At 47.6% G+C, this 26,417-nt stretch carries 18 protein-coding genes; 11 read left to right on the top strand and 7 right to left on the bottom strand.

Annotation, left to right across the window (positions count from 1 at the left end):
* The first annotated feature begins 155 nt into the window (after nt 1–155).
* On the top strand, nt 156–3,890 hold the full coding sequence (metH, locus tag COW15_RS06495) for a methionine synthase (RefSeq protein ID WP_293631088.1): 3,735 nt from the start codon (nt 156–158) through the stop codon (nt 3,888–3,890).
* 559 nt (nt 3,891–4,449) lie between these two features.
* Here metH and COW15_RS06490 read toward each other — a convergent pair.
* Nucleotides 4,450–5,382 carry a LysR family transcriptional regulator gene (locus tag COW15_RS06490; RefSeq protein ID WP_293631086.1) on the bottom strand — a complete coding sequence of 311 codons (933 nt, stop codon included), beginning with the start codon at nt 5,380–5,382 and terminating at the stop codon, nt 4,450–4,452.
* 116 nt (nt 5,383–5,498) lie between these two features.
* Here COW15_RS06490 and COW15_RS06485 point away from each other — a divergent pair, with 116 nt between their 5' ends.
* Complete coding sequence (locus tag COW15_RS06485; protein WP_293631084.1) at nt 5,499–6,245, top strand: SDR family NAD(P)-dependent oxidoreductase; 747 nt, start codon at nt 5,499–5,501, stop codon at nt 6,243–6,245.
* A 539-nt stretch (nt 6,246–6,784) separates the two neighbouring features.
* Here the strand turns inward: COW15_RS06485 and COW15_RS06480 are convergent.
* Entirely contained in the window at nt 6,785–7,570 is a 786-nt protein-coding gene (locus COW15_RS06480) for a DUF4253 domain-containing protein (RefSeq protein ID WP_293631082.1), read from the bottom strand.
* Nucleotides 7,571–7,770: 200 nt separating this feature from the next.
* Nucleotides 7,771–8,181, bottom strand: a complete 411-nt coding sequence (locus COW15_RS06475) for a hypothetical protein (RefSeq protein ID WP_293631080.1) — start codon at nt 8,179–8,181, stop codon at nt 7,771–7,773.
* 276 nt (nt 8,182–8,457) lie between these two features.
* On the opposite strand from COW15_RS06475, the gene COW15_RS06470 reads away from it, so the two are divergent.
* From COW15_RS06470 to COW15_RS06445, 6 genes are all read left to right on the top strand, one after another.
* Entirely contained in the window at nt 8,458–9,507 is a 1,050-nt protein-coding gene (locus COW15_RS06470; protein WP_293631079.1) for an alpha/beta fold hydrolase, read from the top strand.
* 53 nt (nt 9,508–9,560) lie between these two features.
* Nucleotides 9,561–10,448 (top strand): acetoacetate decarboxylase family protein, encoded by an 888-nt coding sequence (locus tag COW15_RS06465; protein WP_293631078.1) that lies wholly within the window; start codon nt 9,561–9,563, stop codon nt 10,446–10,448.
* A complete protein-coding gene (locus tag COW15_RS06460; protein WP_293631077.1) occupies nt 10,449–12,014 on the top strand; it encodes a patatin-like phospholipase family protein in 1,566 nt (521 codons plus the stop codon).
* Nucleotides 12,015–12,086: 72 nt separating this feature from the next.
* On the top strand, nt 12,087–13,811 hold the full coding sequence (locus COW15_RS06455) for a GMC oxidoreductase (RefSeq protein ID WP_293631076.1): 1,725 nt from the start codon (nt 12,087–12,089) through the stop codon (nt 13,809–13,811).
* Nucleotides 13,812–13,931: 120 nt separating this feature from the next.
* Entirely contained in the window at nt 13,932–15,431 is a 1,500-nt protein-coding gene (locus tag COW15_RS06450; RefSeq protein WP_293631075.1) for a metallophosphoesterase, read from the top strand.
* A 1-nt stretch (nt 15,432) separates the two neighbouring features.
* Nucleotides 15,433–17,391, top strand: coding sequence for a CHAT domain-containing protein (locus COW15_RS06445; protein ID WP_293631073.1), 1,959 nt, complete (start codon nt 15,433–15,435; stop codon nt 17,389–17,391).
* A 520-nt stretch (nt 17,392–17,911) separates the two neighbouring features.
* On the opposite strand, the gene COW15_RS06440 is transcribed toward COW15_RS06445, so the two are convergent.
* The 4 genes from COW15_RS06440 to COW15_RS06425 all read right to left on the bottom strand — a co-directional run bounded on the left by COW15_RS06440 (nt 17,912) and on the right by COW15_RS06425 (nt 20,396).
* Nucleotides 17,912–18,316, bottom strand: coding sequence for a hypothetical protein (locus COW15_RS06440; RefSeq protein WP_293631071.1), 405 nt, complete (start codon nt 18,314–18,316; stop codon nt 17,912–17,914).
* A 1-nt stretch (nt 18,317) separates the two neighbouring features.
* Nucleotides 18,318–19,244 (bottom strand): AAA family ATPase, encoded by a 927-nt coding sequence (locus tag COW15_RS06435; protein ID WP_293631069.1) that lies wholly within the window; start codon nt 19,242–19,244, stop codon nt 18,318–18,320.
* A gap of 178 nt (nt 19,245–19,422) precedes the next feature.
* Nucleotides 19,423–19,845, bottom strand: coding sequence for a hypothetical protein (locus COW15_RS06430; protein ID WP_293631067.1), 423 nt, complete (start codon nt 19,843–19,845; stop codon nt 19,423–19,425).
* Between the two features lie 20 nt (nt 19,846–19,865).
* A complete protein-coding gene (locus COW15_RS06425) occupies nt 19,866–20,396 on the bottom strand; it encodes a HEPN domain-containing protein (RefSeq protein ID WP_293631065.1) in 531 nt (176 codons plus the stop codon).
* A 1,200-nt stretch (nt 20,397–21,596) separates the two neighbouring features.
* Between COW15_RS06425 and COW15_RS06420 the strand changes: the two genes are divergently transcribed.
* From COW15_RS06420 to COW15_RS06410, 3 genes are read left to right on the top strand one after another with little or no spacing between them, the layout of a single operon-like run.
* On the top strand, nt 21,597–24,494 hold the full coding sequence (locus COW15_RS06420; protein ID WP_293631063.1) for a molybdopterin cofactor-binding domain-containing protein: 2,898 nt from the start codon (nt 21,597–21,599) through the stop codon (nt 24,492–24,494).
* Nucleotides 24,491–25,024 carry a 2Fe-2S iron-sulfur cluster-binding protein gene (locus tag COW15_RS06415; RefSeq protein WP_293631062.1) on the top strand — a complete coding sequence of 178 codons (534 nt, stop codon included), beginning with the start codon at nt 24,491–24,493 and terminating at the stop codon, nt 25,022–25,024. Before COW15_RS06420 ends, COW15_RS06415 begins: the two co-directional genes overlap by 4 nt.
* Complete coding sequence (locus tag COW15_RS06410; protein WP_293631104.1) at nt 25,024–26,316, top strand: cytochrome c; 1,293 nt, start codon at nt 25,024–25,026, stop codon at nt 26,314–26,316. The genes COW15_RS06415 and COW15_RS06410 overlap by 1 nt, the downstream gene beginning before the upstream one ends.
* Nucleotides 26,317–26,417 lie beyond the last annotated feature (101 nt).

Below are 26,417 nucleotides of genomic sequence, written 5' to 3'. Positions count from 1 at the left end.
TTTCATCTTGCCCTGACAATCCGATGTCGCGTATTATGGACGTCTATACGTTTAAATGTCCAAAACAAAACGAACGACATCCAATAATAAAATGCAATTTGTCACCGGATTGCGTACTTTGGACTCAACTTAGCTGTAGTAAAGGTAATCATTTTATGGCGATATCACCCCATCGAGCAGGCCAAATACTGGCAGACATTCGCAACCAACTGTCGAAGCGCATCCTGATCTTAGACGGCGCCATGGGCACTATGATCCAAGGCTACAAGCTGGAAGAAGCCGATTATCGCGGCGAGCGTTTCAAGGATTGGCATACCGATGTAAAGGGCAATAACGACCTTTTAGTCTTAACTCAGCCACAGATCATCAAACAAATTCACACTGACTACTTAAATGCCGGTGCCGATATTATTGAAACCAACACCTTTAACGCCACCACTATCGCCATGGCCGACTACGATATGCAGTCGCTGTCCGCCGAAATTAACCGTGAAGGCGCGCGCCTTGCACGGCAGGCCTGTGATGAAATCGAGAAGACCACGGGGATCCCACGCTATGTCGCCGGTGTGTTAGGGCCCACTAACCGTACTTGCTCGATTAGCCCAGATGTGAACGACCCAGGTTACCGTAATATCAGCTTCGATGAGTTAGTGACCGCTTACAAAGAATCCACTAAGGCGCTGATTGAGGGCGGTGCGGATATCATTATGGTCGAGACCATTTTCGATACCTTAAACGCTAAGGCCGCACTGTTTGCGATTGAATCTGTCTTCGATGACTTATTTGGCGCCAATTCACCAGCGCGTTTGCCGGTGATGATCTCCGGCACTATTACCGATGCCTCTGGCCGCACGCTTACAGGCCAAACGACCGAAGCCTTTTATAATTCCCTGCGCCATATCAAGCCCTTATCTATCGGCCTTAACTGTGCACTTGGGCCAAAAGAGCTGCGCCCCTACGTCGAAGAATTGTCCCGTATCAGCGAATGTTATGTGTCGGCGCACCCGAATGCGGGTCTACCCAACGAGTTTGGCGGCTATGATGAAACCCCGGAGGACATGGCGAATGTGATCGAAGATTGGGCCCGTGAAGGCATGCTCAACATTATCGGCGGTTGCTGTGGTAGTACGCCTGAACATATTCGAGTTATTCGACAAGCGGTTGAAAAATATGACCCTCGCGTATTGCCCGACATTCCCGTTGCCTGCCGCCTTGCGGGTTTGGAACCGCTCACTATCGATGCCCAAACGCTATTTGTAAACGTAGGTGAACGTACCAACGTCACTGGCTCGGCCAAGTTTTTAAAGCTGATTAAAGAAGGCAAGTTCGAGCAGGCGCTCGATGTCGCCCGTGAACAGGTTGAAAGCGGCGCGCAGATCATCGATATCAACATGGACGAAGGCATGCTCGATGGCGTGGAGATCATGCACAAGTTTTTAAACTTGATTGCCTCCGAGCCGGACATTAGCCGCGTGCCGATTATGATCGACTCCTCTAAGTGGGAAGTGATTGAAGCTGGCCTCAAATGTATTCAAGGCAAGGGCATAGTTAACTCTATCTCCTTGAAGGAAGGCGAAGCCAAATTTATCGAGCAGGCGACCTTAGTCAAACGCTATGGCGCCGCAGCCATTATTATGGCGTTCGATGAGCAAGGTCAGGCCGATACTAAGGCGCGCAAGATAGAGATCTGTACCCGCGCCTACCGCGTGCTGGTCGATAAGGTCGGCTTTCCGCCCGAAGACATTATCTTCGACCCGAACATTTTTGCGATTGCCACGGGTATCGATGAGCACGATAACTATGCCGTCGATTTTATTGATGCCATTAAAGCGATTAAAGCTACCCTACCCCATGCAATGATCTCGGGCGGCGTGTCGAACGTGTCATTCTCGTTCCGCGGTAACAACCCTGTGCGCGAGGCGATCCACGCGGTATTCCTCTACCACGCCATCAAAGTCGGCATGGATATGGGGATTGTCAACGCGGGCCAGTTAGCGATTTACGATGATATCGACCCCGAACTTAAAGAGCGGGTCGAAAATGTAGTGCTCAACCAGCCCTGCCCAGTCGAAGGCTCGAGCAATACCGAGCAGCTACTTGAAATCGCTGAAAAATTCCGTGGAGATGGTTCCACAGCCGCCAAAAAAGAAGATTTAGAATGGCGCTCATGGCCAGTTAATCAACGTTTAGCCCATGCGCTGGTGAAAGGCATTACCGAATTTATCGATGAAGATACCGAAGCTGCTCGCCAAGTCGCCTCCCGTCCGCTGGATGTGATTGAAGGCCCGCTGATGGATGGCATGAATATCGTCGGCGACCTATTTGGCTCGGGCAAAATGTTCCTGCCACAGGTGGTGAAATCCGCGCGGGTGATGAAAAAGGCCGTGGCCTACCTCAATCCCTTTATTGAAAAGGAAAAGGTCGCAGGCCAGTCTAACGGTAAGATTTTGATGGTGACCGTAAAAGGCGATGTGCACGATATCGGCAAGAATATTGTCGGCGTAGTGCTCGCCTGTAATGGCTTTGAGGTGTTCGATTTAGGCGTGATGGTCTCGGTGGAGCGGATTCTTGAGGCGGTGAAGGAGCATAATATCGACATTATCGGCATGTCGGGGCTGATTACTCCGAGCCTCGATGAGATGGTGCATAACGTGAAAACCTTCCACCGCGAAGGCTTGACGATTCCGGCGATTATCGGCGGCGCGACCTGCTCGAAAATCCATACCGCGGTAAAAATTGCGCCCCATTATCCCCACGGCGCCATCTATATTGCCGATGCGTCCCGCGCCGTGCCTATGGTCAGTAAACTGGTGAATAACGAAACCCGCCAAGCGACTATCGATGAAACCTACGCCGAATACGACGATATGCGCACTAAGCGTTTATCCCAGGCCAAGCGCAAAGAAATAGTGTCACTCGAAGCGGCCCGCGAAAATCGCTGCCAACACGATTGGGCCAATTACACCCCGTTCAAACCTAATGTGCTCGGTCGCCAAGTGTTTGAAGACTATCCATTAACTGACTTAGTTGAGCGTATCGACTGGACGCCGTTTTTCCGCGCCTGGGAACTCCACGGCCATTATCCCGAGATTTTAAGTGACAAAATTGTCGGTGAAGAAGCGCAAAAGCTGTTCGCCGATGGTCAGGCGATGCTGAAAAAAATCATCGATGAAAAATGGCTCACCGCCAAGGGCGTGATTGGGCTGTTCCCCGCCAATACGGTTGGCTTCGATGATATCGAGCTCTATACCGATGAGTCGCGCACCACAGTTGAAATGACCACCCATCATCTACGGATGCAGCTTGAGCGGGTCGGTAACGATAACTTCTGCCTCGCCGACTTTGTGGCGCCAAAAGATAGCGGCGTCGCCGACTATATGGGCGGCTTTGCCGTGACCGCAGGCCATGGGATTGATGAGCATGTCGCCCGTTTTGAAGCGAACCACGATGACTACAACGCCATTATGCTCAAATGTTTAGCCGACCGTTTAGCCGAAGCCTTTGCCGAACGGATGCACGAGCGCGTTCGTAAGGAGTTTTGGGGTTATGCCGCCGATGAAGCCTTAGATAACGAAGCCTTAATCCGCGAGAAATACAAAGGCATTCGCCCCGCACCGGGTTACCCCGCCTGCCCCGACCACACCGAAAAAGGCTTGTTATGGGACTTGCTTAAGCCCGATGAAACCATCGACTTAAACATCACCGAAAGCTACGCCATGTTCCCCACAGCGGCGGTATCGGGCTGGTATTTTGCCCATCCAAAGTCCCGCTATTTTGGCGTGAGTAATATTGGCCGCGATCAGGTGGAGGATTATGCGAAGCGTAAAGGGATGACTATTGCCGAGACGGAGAAGTGGCTAGCGCCAGTGTTGGACTATGACCCTGAATAGGGAGTGATCCAGAGTAATCTGGATCGGACTTACGCTAACGCGGTTTGAAAAGCTGATTCAAACTTCGTTTGAATTTTTAAATCAAAATCAAAGTCGTGGAATTCCATTCCACACCAGGGCAAGAGGGGGATCAACAGCAATCCCCCTCTTGCATCTCCCCTTGCCGAACAACGTCCTTGTCTAACAGCCAGTTCGCCATCCCTGGCTCTCGTTCGAAACGCTGCTACGCAGCACTCACCCTAGCGAAGTTACATGCATTAGAGACTGACCTTGGTCTTATGGATAAATTGCTATCGCTTCCGATGGGTCAGCTTTACATCCATGTAAAGCCCTCCAGTTCGGCAATCCCTGCCTCTCGCTCATAAGCGCGAAAATCACCGATTTTCATTCGCCCCTTCCCCGAAAGCTAGCTCGGCATCCATGCCGAGACTCACGCAATTTATTCCAACGCCCCGCGGCAACTTCGCAGGGGATAGGTGGACTTCTGTGGCATTAGGATAAAGTTTCCGCATTGAAAGAGTTATATATGTCCTGTCTTTTTCTGTCCTATCTTTTCCGTTTATGATTCAGCGAGTACTTGGCTAAGATGTTCACTTAAATATTGCCACACTTCGTTGACGGCGCGGCTTCGCGCATCTTTTCCTAAACACACTAAATGAATGGGCGCGGGATCTGTGTGTTGCCACTTGGCTAACACTGGCACTAGCTGGCTGGCTCTCAGTTCTGGCTTAATTAACATAGGGTCGACTCGAATGATCCCCATGCCCATACAGGCGAGTTCGACTAAGGTTCGGCCATCATCCGTAGCGGTTGATGGCACTATGTGTTGGGTTTCAATTTCGCCATTTGGGCTGCGAAAATGCCAGCAGTCCATGGCGAGCTTTTGATGACGGAAGATTAAACATTGGTGCGCGGCTAGATCGCTGGGCACCTCTAGTTTGGCCGCCTGCTTAAGATAGGCGGGACTGGCAAAACAGGCCCATGATTTTGTGCCGATACGACGCGCGACCAATGAAGAATCGGGCAACTCTCCGACCCGCAGCGCGATATCTATCCCTAGCTCAATTAGGTCGACCACGCGATCATCAAGATTGATGTCTATCACTATCCCAGGAAAAAGTTGTTTCAGCCTTGGCAGTAAAGGCAACAGATAACGTTGACCTATGATGGTTGAGCTACTGATTTTTACCCGCCCACTGGGTTTAGCTTGCGCTTGCTCGGTGAGCTTAGCGGTATTGTTAAGCAGCTCTGTCAGCGAATCTGTGATGGCGAGTAACTCTGTGCCCGAATCAGTTAAATTGAGCTGGCGCGTACTGCGTTGCAACAACCTAAGCCCAAGTTGATGTTCAAGCTGGGCAATTCTCTTACTGACGGACGAACGAGGCAATTGCAGCGCATCGGCAGCGGCTTGAAAACTGCCTAACTGAGTGACACAACGAAATATATATAAATTAGGTAATTGCAGGTGCAATGCTGAAGTATCGATAGCCATATTGGTTCCAGTAAAGAAACAATTCATTTCTTATTACACGCCTTATTGGGAACCATTCTCCGAGGTATGCTTTTCTGCGTCAAGCCTACGATTCACCACTCATCAGGAGTACACAGATGCAAACCCGTCTTCACAACAAAACGATTTTAATCACAGGCGCCACAGCGGGTATTGGCCTAGCGACCGCACACGCTTTGTTGCAACAAGGTGCGAGATTAGTCATCACAGGCCGCAACCAAAGCCGCTTAAACCATGCCGTTAAGCAACTTGACGGCAATGTTATCCCAGTACTGTGTGACAGCGCCAATATCGCGCAAATCCAGCAAATGGCAACTCAGTTACAAAGGGATGAGATCACACTCGACGGCCTGATTTTAAACGCCGGCGTGTTTTACCCGGCACCGTTTGAACAGATGAGTGCCGATAACTTTAACAGCACAATGGCGATTAACTTTACTGGCCCAGTATTCACCTTGCAGGCCTTATTGCCATGTTTGAACAACCCCTGCAGCGTGGTATTTATCTCTAGTGTTGCAGTGCAAAAAGCATTTTCAGCCGCGGGCGTATATAGCGCCAGCAAAGCCGCATTTGAAGGTTTCGCAAGAGTGTTAAATCTTGAACTCGCGGCCCGAGGCATACGCATAAACTCAGTGCGCCCCGGCGTTACCGCAACCGAAATCCAAGCCAAAGCTGGCATGAATGACGTTACCATCAATGACTTTTTTGAGTCATTAAACACCACCCCAGTCGGCAGAGTGTTAACGCCAGCAGATGTTGTCCCGGCGATTAACTACCTCATCTCCGATGCCAGTATTGGCCTACGCAATGCTTACATAGATATCGACGGTGGTTTTGGGCTTTAACTAATAATAAAGTGGGGGGGTTAGAGAAACTCTGAAGATTTTTGAAGGGGTAATCTAGACTCTAAAAATCAGGCTAAAACAGGCAGAGGCTAAAACAGGCCATCCATTGTAAAACAACATAATGCGCACTGAACAACGCGGCTACAGCAAGATAATAGGGACTGATTTTAAAGAGAGGGTTCAAGATTTATTTGAGTTCTGCGAGGGCGCGGTATACAAACCTTCTTGTTTAGTGCTTAACCCAAGCATAGCGAGAAGTTTACGACCGCGCCATTACCGATGAATGTCCATTTTTACTTTTAAATCAAAGTCGTGGAATGCCATTCCACACCAGGGCAAGAAGGGGATCAACAGCAATCCCCAAATATATCCATATATAACAGTCAGTTTGGGTATGGAAACACCCAATCAGGTGCATAATAGAAAAAGGCCAGCTACTGGAGCTGGCCTAGAAACTGTCAACCTATCTTAGGACGGGGCATCATTGTCTTTATAGATTTCGCATCACCACAAAACTCAATGCCTCGCTTCTGACAACATTAATCCCACCACAGTAGTATTTCATCGCTGACATCAAGGTAGTCTTCCAGATGCTCGAGAGTGCCGCAACCTTGCATTACGGTATCGGGGCAGAATGCATATATTTCTTGAGCTAACCTATTGGGATCGCTGCTGTAGTTTGTAAACTTAATGAGCACCCAATCAAAGCTCACGCCAATCACTCTACAAACATCCCAAGTTTTAAGTCTTTCTATAATATCTTCGGTGCGTAAACCAAAATTATCGGCCTGTGTTTTTCTATAGCGGATCACATCCCAAATTTCAGACCCCTTAATTACAGCCATACCCTTGCCGTAAGTATGTGAGTCGTTCATAAAAAGAAGGTAACCTTTAGACTCGCATTCATCCATTAGATCGCCATAATCCCAAATCACAGACCCATAGTTGAGACTTTTCTGGAAATAAGCATCGGGAATAGGAAAGAAGATGCCTTCACATGGTGCGTCCGGTGATTCATAAGTGATGTCTTCATGGTGTATCTGTAACAGCGGTTTGGCTTCACTTTTAGTTAACTTTTTGAGCTTCAAAATCAAATCCTGATCAAAGTCCAAACTTGAAAGCAATGCACTCTCAGATCCCGAGAGAGTAATACGATCAAGGATACGCTTAGCTGCATCTTGCTCGGCTTTAAGGGCTTTTTTTGCCATTATATGCCGGTGCCTTTGCTCAAGTTCGATGGCGGCGGAGGATTTGAACACTCTTGCGATAATCTCCAATACGATGTAAATGGCAATAATAACTAATAGAGATAGTGCATAAAACATGAGTTGATTTCCTTCAGATACCTGTAAACGACCGTGCACATTCTTTTATTTCAAGGACAAGGCTGCCATAACTTGTATAGTCAAAAATATGAACGCCTCATTTATTCGCAGGGGATAGGTGTTCCCCTGTAGCAATGACGTATCTTACAGCAATCAGGGAACATGTCATTAAGGTGTATTAAAATATATTTCAGCGTTATTTATATAGTTGACTCAACATCATTATTGATACTTCTATAAACTAAATATAAGTGAATCAACTCAACCAAAGCGAAATTAACTATTAAGATGGTGAAATATTTCAAATCACCCATAGACCATAAGTTAAATAAAAATAACACTTCTATAAGTCTAAATTTAGACCATTTAAAGTAATTTGACGGATAATCTTTACCTATAAGCATAGGTAACAGTTTCAAATTAAAAGTGACGGCTATAGCAAGATACACACAGAACATGCTAAGCAATGAGAACAATAACTTAAAGCTAAAAATATTCATCTGCATAAAAATCGATTCAGACTTAAATTCAACCATTAAATCAACTGCAAGGCCGATAACAAGTGTCAAAGCAAGCACTATGCTCATACTCAAAAAACTAATTTTTTTCATAAAAACGCTTAAATCATCCCTAAAATAAATCAATAAACACAGTCAGCGGAACATCTTGAAAGTGAAGATTAACCAAATAAATTCAACCTATTATACTTGTTTGCAAGTTCATTAAAAACAAAAAATAAGGTCAGAAACATAAGTATTTTTACAAATATATCGATAACACGTAGTGGACTCATCCCGCCAGCCAATAACATACCTAAATTAGAAACCTGTGCTACGCTTTTATCGACGTCAAAAAAGGGATATTAAAAGTAAAAAAGGAACATAGTTATGTCGTCACACAACTCCGCTCATCAAGCTTATACCGAACGCACAGTCCCTTTTGTCACAGACGATGGCATAGAGCTGAACTTAATTCATATTCGTGGCGACAAAAGGCCAGACAAAGGCCCTGTTATTCTGGTGCATGGCGCTGGTGTTCGGGCCAATATTTATCGTGCTCCGGTCACGACTAACATAGTCGATGCGCTGGTTAGCGAAGGTTATGATGTCTGGCTGGAAAACTGGCGTGGCAGTATCGCCTTTGCACCTAATTTATGGACTTTAGATCAGGTCGCTTTATACGACCATCCTAAAGCTGTGCAAACTATTCTGGCTGAAACCGGTGCCCGCCAGTTAAAAGCTATTATCCATTGTCAGGGCTCCACCAGCTTTATGATGTCAGCCATCGCGGGTTTAGTGCCTGAAGTCACTACTATTGTCAGCAACGCCGTGTCTTTGCACCCCGTCGTTCCTGATTGGTCCAAATTTAAGCTGCAGTATATGGTGCCGCTGGTGCGGCAAATGACCAAATACCTGAATCCACACTGGGGCGTATCTGCGCCCGGTGTTGTCGCCAAACTGATTAGCCTGCTGGTGAATTTAACTCACCATGAATGCAACAACGCTGTCTGCAAACAAGTCAGCTTTACCTATGGCAGTGGCTTTCCGGCCCTTTGGCGCCATGAAAACCTCAATGAAGACACCCATGAATGGCTCAAAGAAGAATTTGGCGCCGTGCCTCTGCGGTTTTTCCAGCAAATCACCCGCTGTGTGCAGCGAGGACATTTAGTGTCTTTTCAGGATTTAGCTGAACTCCCCAAAGATTTCACAGCAGAAAAACCACGGACAGATGCCCGCTTTGCTTTTTTTAGCGGCGAAAAAAACCTGTGTTTTTTACCGCAAAGCCAGATCCAAAGTTTTAATTATTTTGATGCCTTAACACCAAATTATCACAGCCTGCATCTGCTGCCTGAATACGGACACCTCGATGTTTTTATGGGAAAAAATGCTGCAATGGATACCTTTCCGCTAATTATCGCAGAGCTGAATAAAAGCTAAAACGGGCCGTTGTTTTTGCCCTGCCAAAACAAGTAATAATGAGGGAGTATTTTATGTTTGGTTTACCAAAGCGGATAAAAAATTACACTGACAGGTTTTCACTGGTGGATGGTATTCCATTTAAGTTGCCTGTTTCAGCGGTCAATTCACCAGCACTGATGGCCGTTTTCCCTATAGATGCAGAAAAAGCCAAAGACTTTTTACCCGCAGGTATTCATCCGCTGCGGCTCTGGAACTCGGCTTTACTGATTGTCACTGTCATTGATTACCGCGAAACCCCTATCGGCAAATATGTGGAATACAGCATAGCCATAGGCTGTACCCATGGCGAAAAACCTGCGCCACGACTTTTGCCCGCCATCTTTATGAACTGGTTTAAAACCGGCCAGTATGTGGTGGATTTGCCTGTGTCGTCTGAAGTGTCGGTTAAAGGCGGCAAAGGCATTTGGGGGATGCCAAAACATCAGGGTAGCCTGAACTTTTTAATCACGGAGGACAAAGTCAGCAGCCAGTATGACCTCGATGGCAAACTGGTGACTTATGTCGAAATAGATAAACCTGTCAGCGCCTGGTTACCTATTAAAACCAAAGCGTCAAACTACTGCTCCTTTCGCGGCATGCTGATGAAATCCGATATTTTCCTCAATGCCAAAGCAGGCCTGAATTTATTCAGTAAAGCCAAAGCCCGTTTTGTTATTGGCGATCACCCCCGTTTACAGCCGTTAAAAGCACTGAATATTGGTAAGGCCATAGCGACAGTGTTTTTGCCGTCCATAGGCGGTGTACTGGACGATCATATCGAAAGCTGGTTCCTCGATTTTGAGCAGTTGCCTAAGGTCGCCCCTGAAGGTTTTGAGTCTGTGATCGATCTGACCTTAAGTGAGGCATGGTTACCGCCGCCAACTGCCCCTATTCCTGCTGACTCAGGAGACAATTCATAAATGACAGTTCTGGCCCATATCCCACAAGGCGCTGCAACAGAAGCAACGACAGAACAAAGTGGCATCAAAAGAGCGCTGATTTTACCTGGTGGTGGTTTACGTTTGTCTTATGCTGCTGGTGTGATGGACGAGCTGTTTAAACGTGGCCTGACGTTTTCGCATATGGATGGCACATCCGGTGGTTCGTTGAATCTGGCGATGCTGCTATCGGGCTTAACCAGCACAGAAATCTGCGAGCGCTGGCGCAGTTTAAAAATGCGTAGCACTTTTTCCTTTATGCCGCTGAGCAATTACCTCTGGCCCCCTGGTTTTGTCGCGGCCAGTTCCAGCAAAGCGTTTCGACGTAAAGTCTATCCACACCTTGGTATCCATTTTGACAAAATCCGCGCTGCCACTGGGCTTAAAGCCACTTTTAATCTATGCAATTTTGCCACTAAAACCAACCAGGTCACCCAGCATACGGAGCTGACAGAAGATCATCTGATTGCCGGTATGTCTCTGCCAGCCACTATGCCGCCGGTAGAAATCAACGGGAGCTTGTGTCTGGATTCCGGTTTTATTCAGGATGCCAATCTGCTGGATACGGTCAAAGCAGGTGCCAATGAACTCTGGCTGGTTTGGGTGATGGGCAATATTCCGGAGTATCGCAGTGGTCCGCTGAATGCCTATGTGCAAATGCTGGAAATGAGTGCCAACGGCGCTTTAATTAAAGAGTTGCGCCTGATAGCTGAGCTGAATCAACGAATTCAAAATGGCGAACAACCCTATGGCCATCAAAAGCCGATCATCTTGCACCTGATTAAACCTGCTCACCCCCTCCCACTGGATTCAGCTTTGTACACGGGCGCGATTAGCCATGCTGAACTGATTGAGATGGGCCGAAGCGATGCCAGCAGTTACTTTCAGTTAATGACCCCTGCGGGAGTCCCCTTTGAGCCAGAGATCCTAAAAATGACAGCAGAAAAAACCGGTCTTCAATTTAAAGAAACCATGAAAGGTGGTTTTTCATTGGACGCGACGGACCCGACTGATGGTCTGCATAAAGGCCAGCAGGCAGGCACTGTCCTTGCGATGCACGCAACAGTGGGTATCACAGAGATGGCGGACTTTATAGTCGACCCAGAGCATACCGGCACCCTGGTTGGCACCATAGACTTTCCACCTTTAGGTATGGGTATTGAGGCGCACAGTGGCGTCTTTAATCTGTTTAAGCCAACGGATGACCCAAAGCTCACGCTGATGGTGTACGAGCTGGCGTTTGAACATCAGGGTCAGTCGTATTATCTGGCGGGCCGCAAAGAAGTGCGCCAAGGTTCCATTTTTAAACTCTGGCCCGAAACCACCACACTCTATACCCAGCTGCATCAGGGCACTGACAAATCAGGGCCTGTGGTAGGAGCCGGTACCTTAAGTCTGGGTGCTGTGGATTTACTGAAACTACTGTCGACAGTCACAGTCACCAAAGCCGACGGCTTTAGCTCCAAAGTCAAAATCATCAATGCCTTTACCGGCTTTTTTGCCCGCCAGTTATGGGCCACTTATGTCAGCCATAAAGTAAAAAACTAACAGCCCGGATACAACAAAAACGGAAGACAAAAGGCCGGATGCAGAACTGGCTTCTACGAATGAGGGAACAACATGAGTATTCAGTACGATTATGAAGCCATAGTGATTGGCAGTGGTTTTGGGGGGGCTATCAACACCTGCCGTCTATCAAAAAAATGGCCGGGACAAGTGTTATTACTGGAGCGGGGTAAACGATACCCAATGGGATCCTTTGCCCGCTCACCCCACGATATGGCGCGCAACTTCTGGAATCTTCCGCAAGAGAAACGCGATATGCCGGAAAAACTGCAAGGCGAAGAATGCCACGGTTTGTTTGATATCCGTAATTTTGATCATATGGATGCGGTGATCAGTGCAGGCTTAGGCGGTGGCTCATTAATTTACGCTAACGTGTTTTTACAGCCACCGGATGAAGTGTTCGACAGCAACTGGCCAGCCAACGCGCAAAAAGACGTATTACAACCTTATTACGCCATTGCCAAACAAGTACTGGGGGCACGGCCCATTCCACAAAATAACGAGCCCCGTCGCAAAATTATCCGCACCGAGTTATTTCAAAACTTCGCCAAAGCCGATGGACACGACTCTCAGCTTTTAGATATCAACGTGTTTTTTGGCAACGATTTTGATAATCCAACCCCTATCGGTGTGCAGGAGAGAAACCGCTATGGCGCCGTACAAACCTCCTGTGTTTACTGTGCTGAATGTGATGTCGGCTGCAACACCCATTCAAAAAATACGCTGGATTTAAACTACTTACATGTAGCCGAACACAGGTATCAGGCCCATATTCAAACTCAGGTGCTGGCGCAAAAAATAGTGCCTGTTGATGCCTCTGGCCAGGACAACCCGGCCATGAATGGTGAATTTGGTTACCGGGTCTACTGGCAGAATTTAAAAGAGGCACATAAAGAGTGCAGCGCCCTGACTCGCCGAGTGGTGGTGTCGGCCGGCACTTTAGGCACCAACGAGCTGTTGATGCGCTGTCGCGATCTGCATAAAACCTTACCGAACATCAGCCAACAATTGGGCCGGCATTTTTCCGGTAACGGCGACTTTTTATCTTTTGTTGTCGAAGGCAACAAATCAGCAGATCCAAATTATGGCCCTGTGATCACCCAGGGCACAGATTACAACCTGTTTACAAACTTCGACCGCAGCAAAGCTTTTATTCTTGAAGATGCTAGCTACCCAAACTTTGCCGCCTGGTACACCGAAGGGGTAAAACCCGGCGCATCTCAACTGCAGGTGCTGTTTCGCACTATACGGCTGGCTTTTGCCCGCTTTGTGCATGGCATCAGTACAGGCCATTTGGGTTATGCCTTAACGTCTTTACTTAAAAATGACTTGTCCTACACCACCAGCGTCTTGCTCTGCATGGGCCTAGATAAAGGCGACGGTGTGATGTCGCTGAATAAACAAGGTTATTTGCATGTGAAGTGGCCCTATAAAAACAGCATGTCCTTGTACAACGCCATTCTGGCCACCGGCGAGCGTTTTAGAAAATGGTGCGGCGGCAAAGCTTTTATCCCTATGCCGAACTGGCTCTGGCCTATGCGGCGTAACGTCACAGTGCATTCGCTGGGTGGTTGTCGTTTAGCCGATAGTCCAGAGCAAGGCGTCACCAGTGCTGAATTAGCTACTTTTGGTCAGGTATTTGGTTACAGCGGCTTGTATGTGGCAGACGGTTCCTTGTTGCCTACAGCTGTTGGCGCCAACCCGATAGCGACCATCAGTGCAGTGTCTGAACGGGTGGCTGAAGGTATTACCGGCATAGCGCCAACAGCTGAACTCTAACAGGCCGGACAGATGCCAAGCTACACAAAACCAGTGACATGGTTGCTTTCTCTGTTTCGCCAACTTTTTAAAGTACAGAGCAGCATTGCTGCTCCCCAAGTGTCGACGAGGTTAACCACAATGAGCAATTTTCCTGCTTATGATGAAGTGCATGTCATTTCCGATATCCATATGGGCGGCGCTGAACCCAGTTTTCAGGTGCTGCGCGAAACCAAACGACTGGCCGGTTATATTCAGTGGGTCGGTCAGCAGAATCCTGCGGGTCAGGTGGCTTTGGTGCTCAACGGTGATGTGTTTGACACCCTGGCGGAGAAATCCTCCGATTACATTATGGTCGACAGAGCGGTTGAAGTGGTCAGCAGCATTATGGCGAACCCATCCTTCTCCGGCATTTGGGCGGCGCTGGCGGCTTTTGTAGCGTTAGAGCGCCGCAGTCTAGTGTTTATTATCGGCAATCACGATGTGGAGATTTCCTTTCCCGTGGTACAGCGCCTGATCCAACAGCGTCTGGCCGGAGACAACCCGCAAAAGCGCGCCAGCATTGAGTTTTCCACTATAGGTGCAGGTTTTAGCTGCACTGTCGGTGGCGCTACTGTCTACTGCACCCATGGCAACGAAGTCGACCCCTGGAATTTCAACAGATACGAAGACTTAGCCAAAGTGGGCCGACGCCTCAATGCTGGCCGTACTTTAACCCAACAGGAATGGACACCCAATGCCGGTACCCGCATGGTGAAAGAGGTGATGAATCAGGTCAAAGAAAAGTACAAATGGATTGACCTGCTCAAACCTGAAACCCAGGCCGCTGTCGGCACTTTAGTAGCGCTGGACCCGTCTCAGGCGAAAAAAATCGGCGATTTATTGTCGATAGTAGGACGAAAAACAATAGACGGCGGACAAGTCAATCAACGCTTATCGATGGATGGTTTTCAGACCCATGAAGAGCAAAGCGCTACCCCGCCGCAGTTGACGCAGGTGCTTGGCAGCAACCTGACGCAGGGCATGAGAACCTACGCCAGTGCCGGCAGTCAGGTGGTGGATGCCATGTTGCTGCAAGCCGAACAAAACCTCGGTACTCCGAATGCTCAGCTATTTGAACAGGATGGACAACTGGGCACTGGCCAGCTGATTTTCGACCGTTTAACCGGCTGGATCCGCAATATCCCCAAAGATGAAGCCTTACGCCGCGCGATGAAAGACTGGTTATCTGGCGATAACACTTTTAATATCAATGACAAAGACGATACCTACAAAGAAGTCACTGCCGCAGTTGGCAATAGCATCGACTTTATTGTCACGGGCCATACCCATCTGGAACGCGCCATCGACATGGGTTCAGGCCGATATTACTTTAACTGCGGCACCTGGATCCGCCTGCTGAGTTTTACACCTGAGATGCTCAAAGATCAGGCTGCTTTTCAGCCCGTCTATAAAATCCTGATCGACGGCAAAATGGAAAGCATCGACAACGCCAGTTTTGGCGGCCAGCCTTTTGTCATGAATCAAACCAGTGCCGTTTCTATTAAAAAAACCGCCACTGGTGCCATCGGCAGCCTGACTCATGTGCAGGGTGATGGCACGGGCGAGCCGCAAATTATCAAGCAATTTGAGAGGTCTTAACATGAAAGCGCAAAGCACCGAAATTAGCAGCGTGAAGCTTGAACTGTTAAGAGCAGGTCCTACCCACAACCAGTTATTGTCGCCATTAACCAATTACATCGCGCTTTGTGGTTCGGACGGCCCCGTCACCATCAATATTCCTTATGAACACCGCCAGTTGCTGATGCGATTAAAGCGACTGAAGTACCCGCTGGATAAAGATCCGGCCACCGACGATCAGCGTCAGGCAGAACTTAGGGATATAGGTGAAAGTCTGGGCCGCATTTTTGCTGAAGTACCGGCGCTGATTTCCGAACTGGGCGCGGCCGCGGCAGGCAAAAGCAGTCTGGTGCATTTAAGTTTATCGATGTCGGCCTTTGAGCTGGGTTTATTGCCCTTTGAAGCCGCCATAGCAGCAGATGGTTTCCCTGGCACTGGCGCTCCGTTGTTTTTGCAAATGCGCACTCCGGTGTCTATCACCCGCGAAGTGCGCCGTGGTCGGCCTTTGCCGATGAATTGGACCAGAACACCCAAAATTCTGTTTGCTTTTGCAGCACCAGCCGGCAGTTATGTGCCATCACAGTCGCATTTACAGGCGCTGCGTGAAGCCATAGAACCCTGGGTGAAATTAAAAGACAGCCCGGAGGAACGTATCAACGAAGTGAAAAAGCTGCTGACGGTATTACCACAGGCGACGCTTGAGCAATTACGCACCTTATGTGCCACACAAGAGTTCACTCATGTGCATATTCTGGCCCATGGTGCACCTTATCAGGAGTCCGGTGACGAGCATTATGGCGTCGCTTTGTGCAGCGAGGCTGGCCCTGAGCAAATTGATGTGGTCGACGGCGAACGACTGGCTATAGCGCTGACGGCTAACGATGCTTTAGGCACCACGCACTGCCGCCCTACCTTGGTCACTTTAGCCACTTGTGACTCAGGCAATATCAACTCGGTGCTCACACCTGGCGGCAGCATAGCGCACGAGCTTAATAGCTCCGGTATTCCATGGGTGATAGCCTCACAGTTTCCACTGTGGATGAAAGCCTCAGCCATAGCCGCCAAAGTGTTGTACAGCGGTTTACTCAAAGGGGACGACCCACGCTGGGTATTACACGAATTACGCCAACGCTTACGCACCGACGCACCCGAAACCCACGACTGGGCCAGCATAGTGGCTTATGCAACTGTGCCGCCTGATTTTGCCTTGCAGGTGCAGCAGTTCCATGCCAACCAGACCCAGCACAAAATTGAAGTGAAGTTTGACCGTATTGATGAGTTGGTAAAAGCCATCACTCAGGGTGTGACAGCACCCGCTCAGCAGACTGACGTGCATCAAGAACTGACTGCTTTATCCGAAGCAATACGGCAAGAGCTGAAAGAGTGGCGCGATGAGCCCCATGATCATTTAAGCAAAGAAGAATGGTCGATGCGTCTGGGCTTAAGTGCTGCCAGCGAAAAACGTATTGGCATAGCACTGGATTTAATAGGTGCCAAAAAAGAAGCGGATCAGGCCTACAAATGCTGTTTTGAGTTTTATCAGGCCGCCTGGACTATCGATCAGGCCAATCACTGGTTGTTGACTCAATACCTGTCCATTATTGCCATTCGCAACAAAACAGACGATGCAGCGGGCTTACAAAAGTTGTCGGAAAAATACGGCACCACCTGGTGTGCAGCACTTGAAATGACCAGCTGGAAATTGAATCTATGCTCAGGCAAAGAGAAAGTTTATGTACTTGCGACTTTGGCTGAGCTGACCTTACTGAATGCGGTTTATCATCCTGATAAAACAGACCTGAAGGCACTTCAGGACACTATTCAGGACTACTGCAAAGCCATGCTGGATGAGCCTCTGAATGATAATTTCCCAATTTTATCAACAAAACGGCAGTTTGGTCGTTACTTACTAGAATGGCAAAGCCCAATCTGGCAGCAGTTGGCACAAACGGCTGTGGATGCACTCACTGAAGATCAATAAGGATAAACACAGACAGCAGCACTTTAGTCTGCTGTCTGTGTTGTTGATTTAAACCGAAGCTGCAGACCCTTATATGGCTCGATTGATTCTGATTCTAGTTTTACTAGCAAACTCCTTAAAACAAAGAACAAGGCCAGAAATATGAGTATTTTTACCAATATATCGATAACACGTAGTGGACTTATCCCGCCAGCTAATAACACATCGAAAACAGGCAGTGATGGCAGCACAACAAATGTAAAAAATAATGCCTGTTAATGAGGGGAATACGTCAATTTCGAACTTATTAGGGCGCAACTAACGCCAACTCTTTATTTTTAACATCAGGTTGCAAGACCGCGAACCATTAACGACTGATACCCCGTTGTGAAAGGTGAATTATCGATTAACGTAAATGTAGTTCGAATAAAATAGGACATTGGCCTTGCTAAACCCGAGGTAGCCATATATGTCTTTGCTATTTGAAAACCATATCGATCTGTGAAATTAACCTGACACAGAGTTATGAACAGCCTCTTATTTACATTTCCTTCCCCTGAATTGCACTTGATCTTAGTTTTGCTCCAACCGTTGCATCTACAATGGTCTCCTTTATTTTTTCAACTCTGTCGCTTTTCAAAAAAGCAACATCTATATATTTAGCAAATTTCACTAGATCACTTTTTAACTTTAGATGTTTTTCGATAACCTCCAAACCTAACCCCCTACTCTTTACGCAATATAGCTCTTCAATTAAAAGATCAAAATTAATTAACTCAGACTCACTTTTTGGTTTTAAATCAACTTTTACACCAGCCTTTTCAATTAACTTTATAGAGAGTTCAAACTTGCCAGATTCGAGTTTGGCCAAATCAGAATCACTCAAATCATCAATTAATGATAAGACAGATGACAAATAATTTTTTACGATAACGTTGTGTTTCATTTTACAATCCTAACTTAGTTTGAAACTCACCAACAAAAACTTCAATTTCACTAACAATATCACTATAAGTGTTGTTTGAGTATGAATTTAAAACTACAGGCATCCCGTTTCTTGGAGCATCAGCAAAAATAGTTTTATTCTCTCTGAAAACGCTATCAAATACAGGCACACCTAGTCGTTTAGTCTGGGAAATATACTGTCTTTGTGCAGATATAGGCTTTCCTGATGAGATTTGGATCATTGTGAATACGACACCCAGAAATTCAGGCGATGCTTCATGAAACTCTTCGTCTTTTTTTGCATAGAAATTAAAGTCTTCTACTAGTGCTTCTACGCTTGATTTTAGATAGTCAATTCCCAGTGTGGATAGGTAATCAGGCTTGGCAGGAACTAGTATCTTATCCGAAGCAATTAAAGCATTTTTTGTCACTATATTAAAGTTAGGTGGGCAATCAATAAGTACAATATCATAGTTCATTTCTAAAGCTAGCTTGCTCAACTCTTCTCTTAACTTACCATGAACTTTAAGATATTTTTTTTGAGTTTGTGAAGGGCTAGCCCCTCCGAGTAATGTAGCAAGCTCTAAATCTACATTGATTAGCCCCAAGTGAGAAGAAATGATATCCAAGCAACCACCTCTAGTCTTAAAATATTTATTTACTGCTTCTGGGCGTACTCGTAAATCTGATAATGGCATTGTCGAATTACCTTGGCTAATACAATCAAACCAACTCTTAATTGTCCTATTTTCTTTTAAATTGGCTTCCCAATAATCAGGTGTGACAAAAGAAAATGTTAAACTAGCTTGCGCATCCATATCTAGGATTAACACACTTTTACCTTTCCAAGCCAACTCTGCTGCCAAGTTTGAAGTAACTGTTGTTTTACCAACACCGCCTTTATAATTTATTACTGATACTATTTCCATTTTAATTCTCTTTTTTGAGTAAAATCTATTGAAGTATAATTTTTACATAATTTGTACGCACACTTATCACCGTTGAGCAATGAAAAACGAGTTAGCTAAAAGGAAAAGAAAGCCATCACTTTCATGCTCAAAAAAAAATATGGCAACCTCATTTTTCGTGTTTTAAATATCGACTACTTTATTTCGGAAGTACCAATTCCCCTGAATCATACGCTCTATCAAATTCTGCTTTTGCATCGGCTTTATGGTTTAGGCAGTTGACCATATGTTCATCTGACTTATAGTTTTTACAGTCTTCGGGGACAAGATAATACTTGCGCCATGCTTCGGCTTTACGTATACGTGCGACTTCGTTTTGTTGTGCTATTCGTCGTTGTTCCGCAGCCTGTTGCATTGCAATTTGTTGCTGTTGATATTCAATAATCTTGCGTTCTTTTACGGCTTGTTGGCGAGCAAGTTCAGTTTGCTTTTGTTGCATAGCAAACTCATTAATCCCTTGTGTCAGGCGGTATTCGATATAACTCAAATAGCCAATTCGCACTAACAAAGTGACCAAACCTGCTAACAAAATTCCTAAGGTAATCTGGAGTATTAGTTTCATCGTGGCTCATACAACTCTAACTAAACTGAATCAAGTGCTTTATCTGTAGCGGTCACCAATTCAGTAATAAACCGAATACATTTATCCACTTCATCACGTTTTATGATTTGAGGTACACCAATTTCAACTTGAGCACGGTGTACCGCATCTCCACGCTTTTTGAGCCAATTATTAAGGGTTTCTCTCGCTTGTTTAGGGATATAATTCGGCCATTTCCAATGCTCTGTAACATCAATTCCGAAAAACTCTTCAAAAATTTGCTTTGTTTTAGCAGAGTCGGGGTTATGAAACATTTTCAAGCGGGTAGAAAACTGCTGCTCCATAAAGTTTCCAATTTGACACCCTTTTAGTGCACCAAACTTGTTGTTGAAAAGTTCTGTAGCAACATCTTCTACATAGGTTTCCCAAGCCGTCATAGTCATGATCAAAGCGGCTCTTTTTAATGCACCCAATGCTTGTGATTCCTGTTTTCCATTTAGTTCGTCGTAGCATTCGATCAAAGCTCTTGCATCATTGATTGCACGCTTAAATGTATTTAGAGCAACAGACATTTTATTCCTTAGCTAAATAGTAGTCATACCAGTAACAATCTGAATTTTAATAAAGTTTTTTGAATAAACACTAATGTCAAGAGTTACGCCAATACCCTGCGAAGTTGCCGACGGGCGTTGAAGAAAATCACGTGAGCGAGGCATGGATGCCGAGCTAGCTTTCGGGGTACAGGATGTACCATCGGAAGCGTTAGTGATTTTCGAATAAGCGCTAGGCCAGTAACTAATGCATGTAACTTCGCTAGGGGCGTCTTGGAGCATCCAAGGAGGATAGGACGAGCAGTCCTCCTTGGTCGGGTGTGGGGTGAAGCCCCACGACCTTGATTCACCTCGGCCGACAGGCCGCAAAATGACCAGTTCACTATTTTGTAAATCGACAAATTGTGAACCAACAAAGCTTCCCCATTGCTACCGCACTTCGCCAACATCCGTCAGCCAAGCCATCAATCAAAACAAGGTTGCACTAACTCAAAACGTCCACTGCTAAACATTGAGCAAAATGCCAATAAGCACTGTGGCAACAAGCATAAGTGCCAAAGCATATTCACGAATTTGCAGGAGGATTTAGTATCTAAGAAAAGACACATCGTCCTGATGCAAGTGACTCGAATCGCGGGTACGCGATTAAAGCTCATCCTTGTTAAAAACCTAAGATAGCGACATAGCGTACACTTGTCTATAACTTTAGCATTACAAATCAAGTAATTAAGCAAACGCTGATTTAATGATATTGGTATGAATACATATGACTAAACCAGTCGCCATCAAATAGCACTATCGTTAACTCTTGCTGTGGCATGAAGTCTAGCCGTGACGGGCGGTTTGGTTTTGGCAAGCGAGCCATATTTCGACATGCAAATAAGGGTCAAGTGAGCGCACTGAGCAAGTGACTCTGCTCAAAGAGCACTGAACAAAATATCGGCATAGCGTAACTGAGTTGGATCACTCTGGGACATCATTGTTAAAGCTTGATAACACAGGGTTACACACGGATGTAGCTTGGTTAAAACTGCGGCTATCCGTGCCCTAAATTTGCATTTTCCCCCCTACATGCTAACGTGACTAACAACACATTTTTATTCAGTGCTTATCAAAGCTATGTCGCAACAATCAATAAAAAGTCGATCGACAACAAGCCTATATCGAGCGATACCATGCAGCGCGGCTGATATGACACGGAAGCACAACTGAGGTTGAAATATGGAACCATCTAATACGTCACGCCGGACCTTTATCAAGCAATGTGTGATTGGCGGGGTTGCCGTATATTCGGCCCCTTTGTTGTGGGAAATGAGTCGCGCGAATGCGGCGATTGTCTCACCTGAACTGGCAGCCCAATGGCAAACTCAGGTTAATGGTCAATCCAAACCTAAGTTTCGTAACGACGGCATAGCTAAGGTCACAGGCCAAAAAGTCTATGGCCGTGATTACCGCGCTATGGACATGGAGGGCTGGCCCAAGCAGCAAGGTTACGCTTTTATACTTCGCGCCGCCGATGCCTCCCATGTTTATCAAGGCTTTTCCCTCGACCATCTGCCCGCGTCGGCTAAGCCCTATAAAGTGATTACTGCGGCCGATCTGGCCCGTGATAAAATCAAGCTGCCCGATTTTTACGGTGACAACATGTTACTGGCCGAGGGGCAAACCGCTGACTACTTAGGCCATGCGGTGGCGATATTGTTGTTCGACAGTTTTCCCGCTTTTAAGCAAGCTAAGTCCTTGCTGCAATTTGATCAGACCTTACTGCGCTTTGGTGAGCAAACGCCATTTGTGTCGGACTCGAAAGACCCCTACGCCAGCTGGCGCCTTATACGAGTAGAAGGTGAAAATGGCGCAAGGGAAGATTTATATAGCCCGCTCCACGATGGGCTGTTTTTCCCCAGCGTAAAAGATCGCAAGCCAGAATGGTTAGGCAATCCGAATGCCAAAGGGACAGTGTCTGAGCGCGGGCTTTATTATGCGGGCGAGATAGATAAGCAAATTGCTAGCGCCCAAGCCAATCAACAATGGCAAGTGTTAGAGCGGGAATATCGCACCCAGATCATCGATCCTATGATGATGGAACCCGAAGCCTTTAACGGCTGGTATGACGCAACTAGCCAAACCTTTCATACGGTTATTACCTCGCAGTCGCCGCAGGACTTTCAAGAGATGGCAGTGCACATGCTGTTATCTGGCCCACTCGCGGGCAAGGTTAAACATCTGGTGGTGCACTCGCCCTATATCGGCGGTGGATTTGGTGCGAAAGACCATTCGATATTCCCCTATTACGGCGTGCTCGCGGCCATTTATGCCAAGGGGCCGATTCGACTCGCCAATGACAGATTCGAGCAATTCCAGTCTGGCCTTAAGCGTCATCCGTTCATCATGAAAAGCCGCTTAGCGGTGGATAAATCGACCTTAAAAATCCAAGCCTTAACTTCGCAGATGACAGTCGATGGCGGCGGGCGCGTCAACTTTACTCCGTCTGTAACCTCGGTTGGCGCGACGGCGATGCAAAGCATTTACTACACACCGCGCAACGATATTATCGCCACCGCCTATGCGTCGCGTAACCCAGATGCGGGCTCGATGCGCGGTTATGGCACGCTGCAATCGATGACGGCGATGGAATGCATGATCCACGAGATAGCCGACGAGCTAAAGGTTGATCCCTTTAAACTGCGCGCCGCCAACGTGATGGAATCCGGCCAGCGTAATACTCAAGGTGCGATCCCTAACGGCACTTTACGTTACCGCGAAATGCTCGACATGGCCGAGCAAGATCCCGTGTGGCAAAACCGCGTGGAGAATAAAAAGGACTATGAGGCCAAACATCCGGGGATGCGTTACGGCGTCGGTTTTGCTATCGCCACCAAAGATTATGGTACGGGCGCAGCGGCGCCGAGTGCGGCGGTTCGCCTAGCGAAAGACGGTAAAATCACCCTAGAAATCGGTTTTATCGAAATGGGCACGGGCACGCAAACCTCCCAAGCCGTGGTGGTCAGCGATGCCCTCGGCAACTTTGCCGATGAGGTAAAACTCGCCGAAGTGGATATTTGGGATGCGATGCAATTAGTGCAAACCGATAATCCTTATATTATTTCGCAGCAACGCCAAGATGAAATGGCGGCCAATCCACGCTGGACACCCGTTAAAGCCATGGCCTCGTCGGCGTCTATGTCGGCCTATTATCAAAGCCATGTCAGCCGCATCGCCGCCGATATTATCTATCGCCACGGCCTGTGGCCTGCGGCGGTCTCGATTTGGAACGAGTTGTATTTTAATACCCCAATGGGCTCAGCTAATTTGCATAACTCACGGGATGGTCGCTGGGTCGATGGCAAGTTAACCGCCTTGGGCTTTCCGCCACTGTCCATCGATATCCTCGCAAAACGCGCCCACGACATGGGCTTAGTGGTTGGTGTGATGGGCCATGCCTTTAATCGCTGGGCCTGGGCCGAAGCCGATTTCGACATTCTTGGCACTAAAGAGCGCTTAGCACTCGATGCGCTGGCGCTGCAATACGGCGAAGGCAACGCGATGTTTGCGGCCACTTCCGACACGACTATGAGTATCAAGGCACGCCAAGCCAGCATGAAGTCTAACGGCTATCACTTGATCGATCGTCAAGCCATGAGTTATCCCAAGGCCGAACTGAACAATGCCATGGTGACTTATTATGCCCCCTGCGCCACTTTGGTTGAAGTGGCCGTAAACGAGGGCAATGGCGAAGTCACGCTGCTGAGTTCTCATACTTGGTTAGAGGCGGGCAAAGTGATCGTTAAAGAGTTGGTCGAAGGGCAAATTCAAGGTGGCCTAGCGATGGGAATTGGCCATGCACTGCATGAAGGCTTGCCGCCATTTGAAGCCGGCGCTGGCAATGGTACGTGGAACCTCAATCGCTATCAGGTGCCGTTAGCGCGGCATGTGGGCGTATGGGGTCAACGCCATACCCTATTGCCACAGTTATCTGATACCGATCCCAGCCGTGGTATCGCCGAAGTAGTGATGATCCCTGTGGTCGCGGCGCTGATTGAAGCCGTGTATCAAGCAACCCATGTCCGCTTTTACGATTTACCTATGACAGCGAAAAAAATTAAGGAGGCCATGGCATGAGCCAGTCTATTAAACTGACCATTAATAACCAAGCCGTAGGCCCGATTGAAGTCGCCGATGGCGTGATGATGATTGAGTTTCTACACGAATACTTGAACCTCACAGGCACTAAGTTTGGTTGTGGCGCGGGCGTATGCCACGCCTGTACCGTGATCGTCGACGACGAGCAAGGCATGAGCGAAGTGGTGCGTACCTGCATCAATGGCGTCGAGCGTTTTAATGGTCAACGCGTCCGCACTGTCGAAGGTCATGCTAGACAAAACTCCCTTGGCGAAATCACCGCCCTGAGCCCAGTGCAAGAAGCTTTTTTGGAGCACTTCTCGTTTCAATGTGGCTGGTGTACCTCGGGCTTTGTCAATGAATCGACCGCACTGCTTGAGCGATTAGAGCGACAACCTATCGCTAAAGATCAAGTCGAAAAAGTCGTTGAAGATGCCTTGAGTGAACACGTATGTCGCTGTACTGGCTACGTAAAATACTATGCGGCGGTCAAAGATCTGATCCTCAAAACTAAGGGGCTAACCCTGTGATGACATCAGCCAATCTGCGCCATTTCCCGCGCCATTTCTCGCACATTAACAGAATAAAAAATCTGTTGAGTCACAATCTACTCCTGAGTTTAGGGCTAGGTTTGCTCGCCTGTTCCAGCAGCGCTGCCGATGAAGGTGGCAATACAACAAATAACGACATCGCACGCGGCGCGTATCTGATGAAGATAGGCGACTGTGTGGCCTGCCATACTGCGGTAGGCGGTCGCGAACTCGCGGGCGGTTTGCCGTTCGAACCCCCCTTTGGCGCTGTGTACTCGACCAATATCACCTCAGATAAAGAAACCGGAATTGGCAAATACAGCTACGAGGAGTTTTTTGATGCCATGCACCACGGTGTTGGCGTCAACGGCAACCTCTATCCTGCTATGCCCTACACGTCCTACAGCCTGCTCACGGACGACGACACCAAGGCGATTTATGCCTATTTAATGAGTACTAAACCCATCAAGCAAGTTAACCGCGACAATGATGTTTACTTTCCGTTTAACCTGCGTTTTGGCTTAAAAGCCTGGAACTTAGTCGCCCACGATGCCAAGGAATTTACCCCGAATAAGGAAAAAAGCGCGCATTGGAATCGCGGCAATTACTTAGTCAATGCCCTAGGGCACTGCGGTGAATGCCACACCCCAAGGGACACGCTGTTTGCCATGGAGCAGGACAAGCACTTTGAGGGTGCGATTATCGAAGGGCTAGAGGCATCGGACATTCGCCCCGTCGAGCTTAACAGGCAGAACTGGACCCATGAGGATCTTAAGTCGCTGTTTACTGAAGGCTATTCCCGCAAAGGTACCGTCTTTGGCGGCATGTATCCTGTGGTATATCACAGCTTTAGCCACTTAACCGAGGATGATATGCGCGCGGTGAGCAGTTATCTGCTCGATACCGACGATGATCTTAAACCGGATCCGCTCACCTTTAACGGCCATAAACCTGAACTGCCGGGTTATACGCTCTACAAAGGTTACTGCGCCGGTTGCCATGGTCAAAATGGTGAAGGTCGTCCCAACGTCGCCCCAGCTATGGCAGGTAACGCCACCTTGGATAAGGCCAGTCCGCATAATATCGTCGCCGTGGTGCTAAAAGGCATTCAGAGCCAGCATTACAACCCCACCACCAGCTTTTATGCCATGCCGGGATATGCTGATGAGTTAAACGACGAGCAGATTAAAGACTTAGCCAATTACCTAAGACTCACCTGGAGCAAGCAACCGGGCGATCTCGATGTGAAGACGATCCACAGCTTGAAAGAAGTGATCCTCGAGCACGAATAGCCCACATAGATATGTGGGAAATCTAGGCTAAGAGCCGACGCTAGCGTCGGCTTTTGTTTGAATGATATAGAGCGCGTGGAATCGGTCACTCATCGACTTAA

This window comes from Shewanella sp. CG12_big_fil_rev_8_21_14_0_65_47_15 (assembly GCF_002783505.1).
Lineage (GTDB): Bacteria > Pseudomonadota > Gammaproteobacteria > Enterobacterales > Shewanellaceae > Shewanella.
The sequence above is the reverse complement of the archived record's forward strand: the minus strand, read 5'-3'. Positions and strand labels throughout refer to the sequence as shown.

What these genes read in the sequence shown, in the direction of transcription:
- metH (WP_293631088.1), top strand. Translation starts at nt 156, where the DNA reads ATGGCGATATCACCCCATCGAGCAGGCCAAATACTGGCAGACATTCGC.
- COW15_RS06490 (WP_293631086.1), bottom strand. Translation starts at nt 5,382, where the DNA reads ATGGCTATCGATACTTCAGCATTGCACCTGCAATTACCTAATTTATAT.
- COW15_RS06485 (WP_293631084.1), top strand. Translation starts at nt 5,499, where the DNA reads ATGCAAACCCGTCTTCACAACAAAACGATTTTAATCACAGGCGCCACA.
- COW15_RS06480 (WP_293631082.1), bottom strand. Translation starts at nt 7,570, where the DNA reads ATGTTTTATGCACTATCTCTATTAGTTATTATTGCCATTTACATCGTA.
- COW15_RS06475 (WP_293631080.1), bottom strand. Translation starts at nt 8,181, where the DNA reads ATGAAAAAAATTAGTTTTTTGAGTATGAGCATAGTGCTTGCTTTGACA.
- COW15_RS06470 (WP_293631079.1), top strand. Translation starts at nt 8,458, where the DNA reads ATGTCGTCACACAACTCCGCTCATCAAGCTTATACCGAACGCACAGTC.
- COW15_RS06465 (WP_293631078.1), top strand. Translation starts at nt 9,561, where the DNA reads ATGTTTGGTTTACCAAAGCGGATAAAAAATTACACTGACAGGTTTTCA.
- COW15_RS06460 (WP_293631077.1), top strand. Translation starts at nt 10,449, where the DNA reads ATGACAGTTCTGGCCCATATCCCACAAGGCGCTGCAACAGAAGCAACG.
- COW15_RS06455 (WP_293631076.1), top strand. Translation starts at nt 12,087, where the DNA reads ATGAGTATTCAGTACGATTATGAAGCCATAGTGATTGGCAGTGGTTTT.
- COW15_RS06450 (WP_293631075.1), top strand. Translation starts at nt 13,932, where the DNA reads ATGAGCAATTTTCCTGCTTATGATGAAGTGCATGTCATTTCCGATATC.
- COW15_RS06445 (WP_293631073.1), top strand. Translation starts at nt 15,433, where the DNA reads ATGAAAGCGCAAAGCACCGAAATTAGCAGCGTGAAGCTTGAACTGTTA.
- COW15_RS06440 (WP_293631071.1), bottom strand. Translation starts at nt 18,316, where the DNA reads ATGAAACACAACGTTATCGTAAAAAATTATTTGTCATCTGTCTTATCA.
- COW15_RS06435 (WP_293631069.1), bottom strand. Translation starts at nt 19,244, where the DNA reads ATGGAAATAGTATCAGTAATAAATTATAAAGGCGGTGTTGGTAAAACA.
- COW15_RS06430 (WP_293631067.1), bottom strand. Translation starts at nt 19,845, where the DNA reads ATGAAACTAATACTCCAGATTACCTTAGGAATTTTGTTAGCAGGTTTG.
- COW15_RS06425 (WP_293631065.1), bottom strand. Translation starts at nt 20,396, where the DNA reads ATGTCTGTTGCTCTAAATACATTTAAGCGTGCAATCAATGATGCAAGA.
- COW15_RS06420 (WP_293631063.1), top strand. Translation starts at nt 21,597, where the DNA reads ATGGAACCATCTAATACGTCACGCCGGACCTTTATCAAGCAATGTGTG.
- COW15_RS06415 (WP_293631062.1), top strand. Translation starts at nt 24,491, where the DNA reads ATGAGCCAGTCTATTAAACTGACCATTAATAACCAAGCCGTAGGCCCG.
- COW15_RS06410 (WP_293631104.1), top strand. Translation starts at nt 25,024, where the DNA reads ATGACATCAGCCAATCTGCGCCATTTCCCGCGCCATTTCTCGCACATT.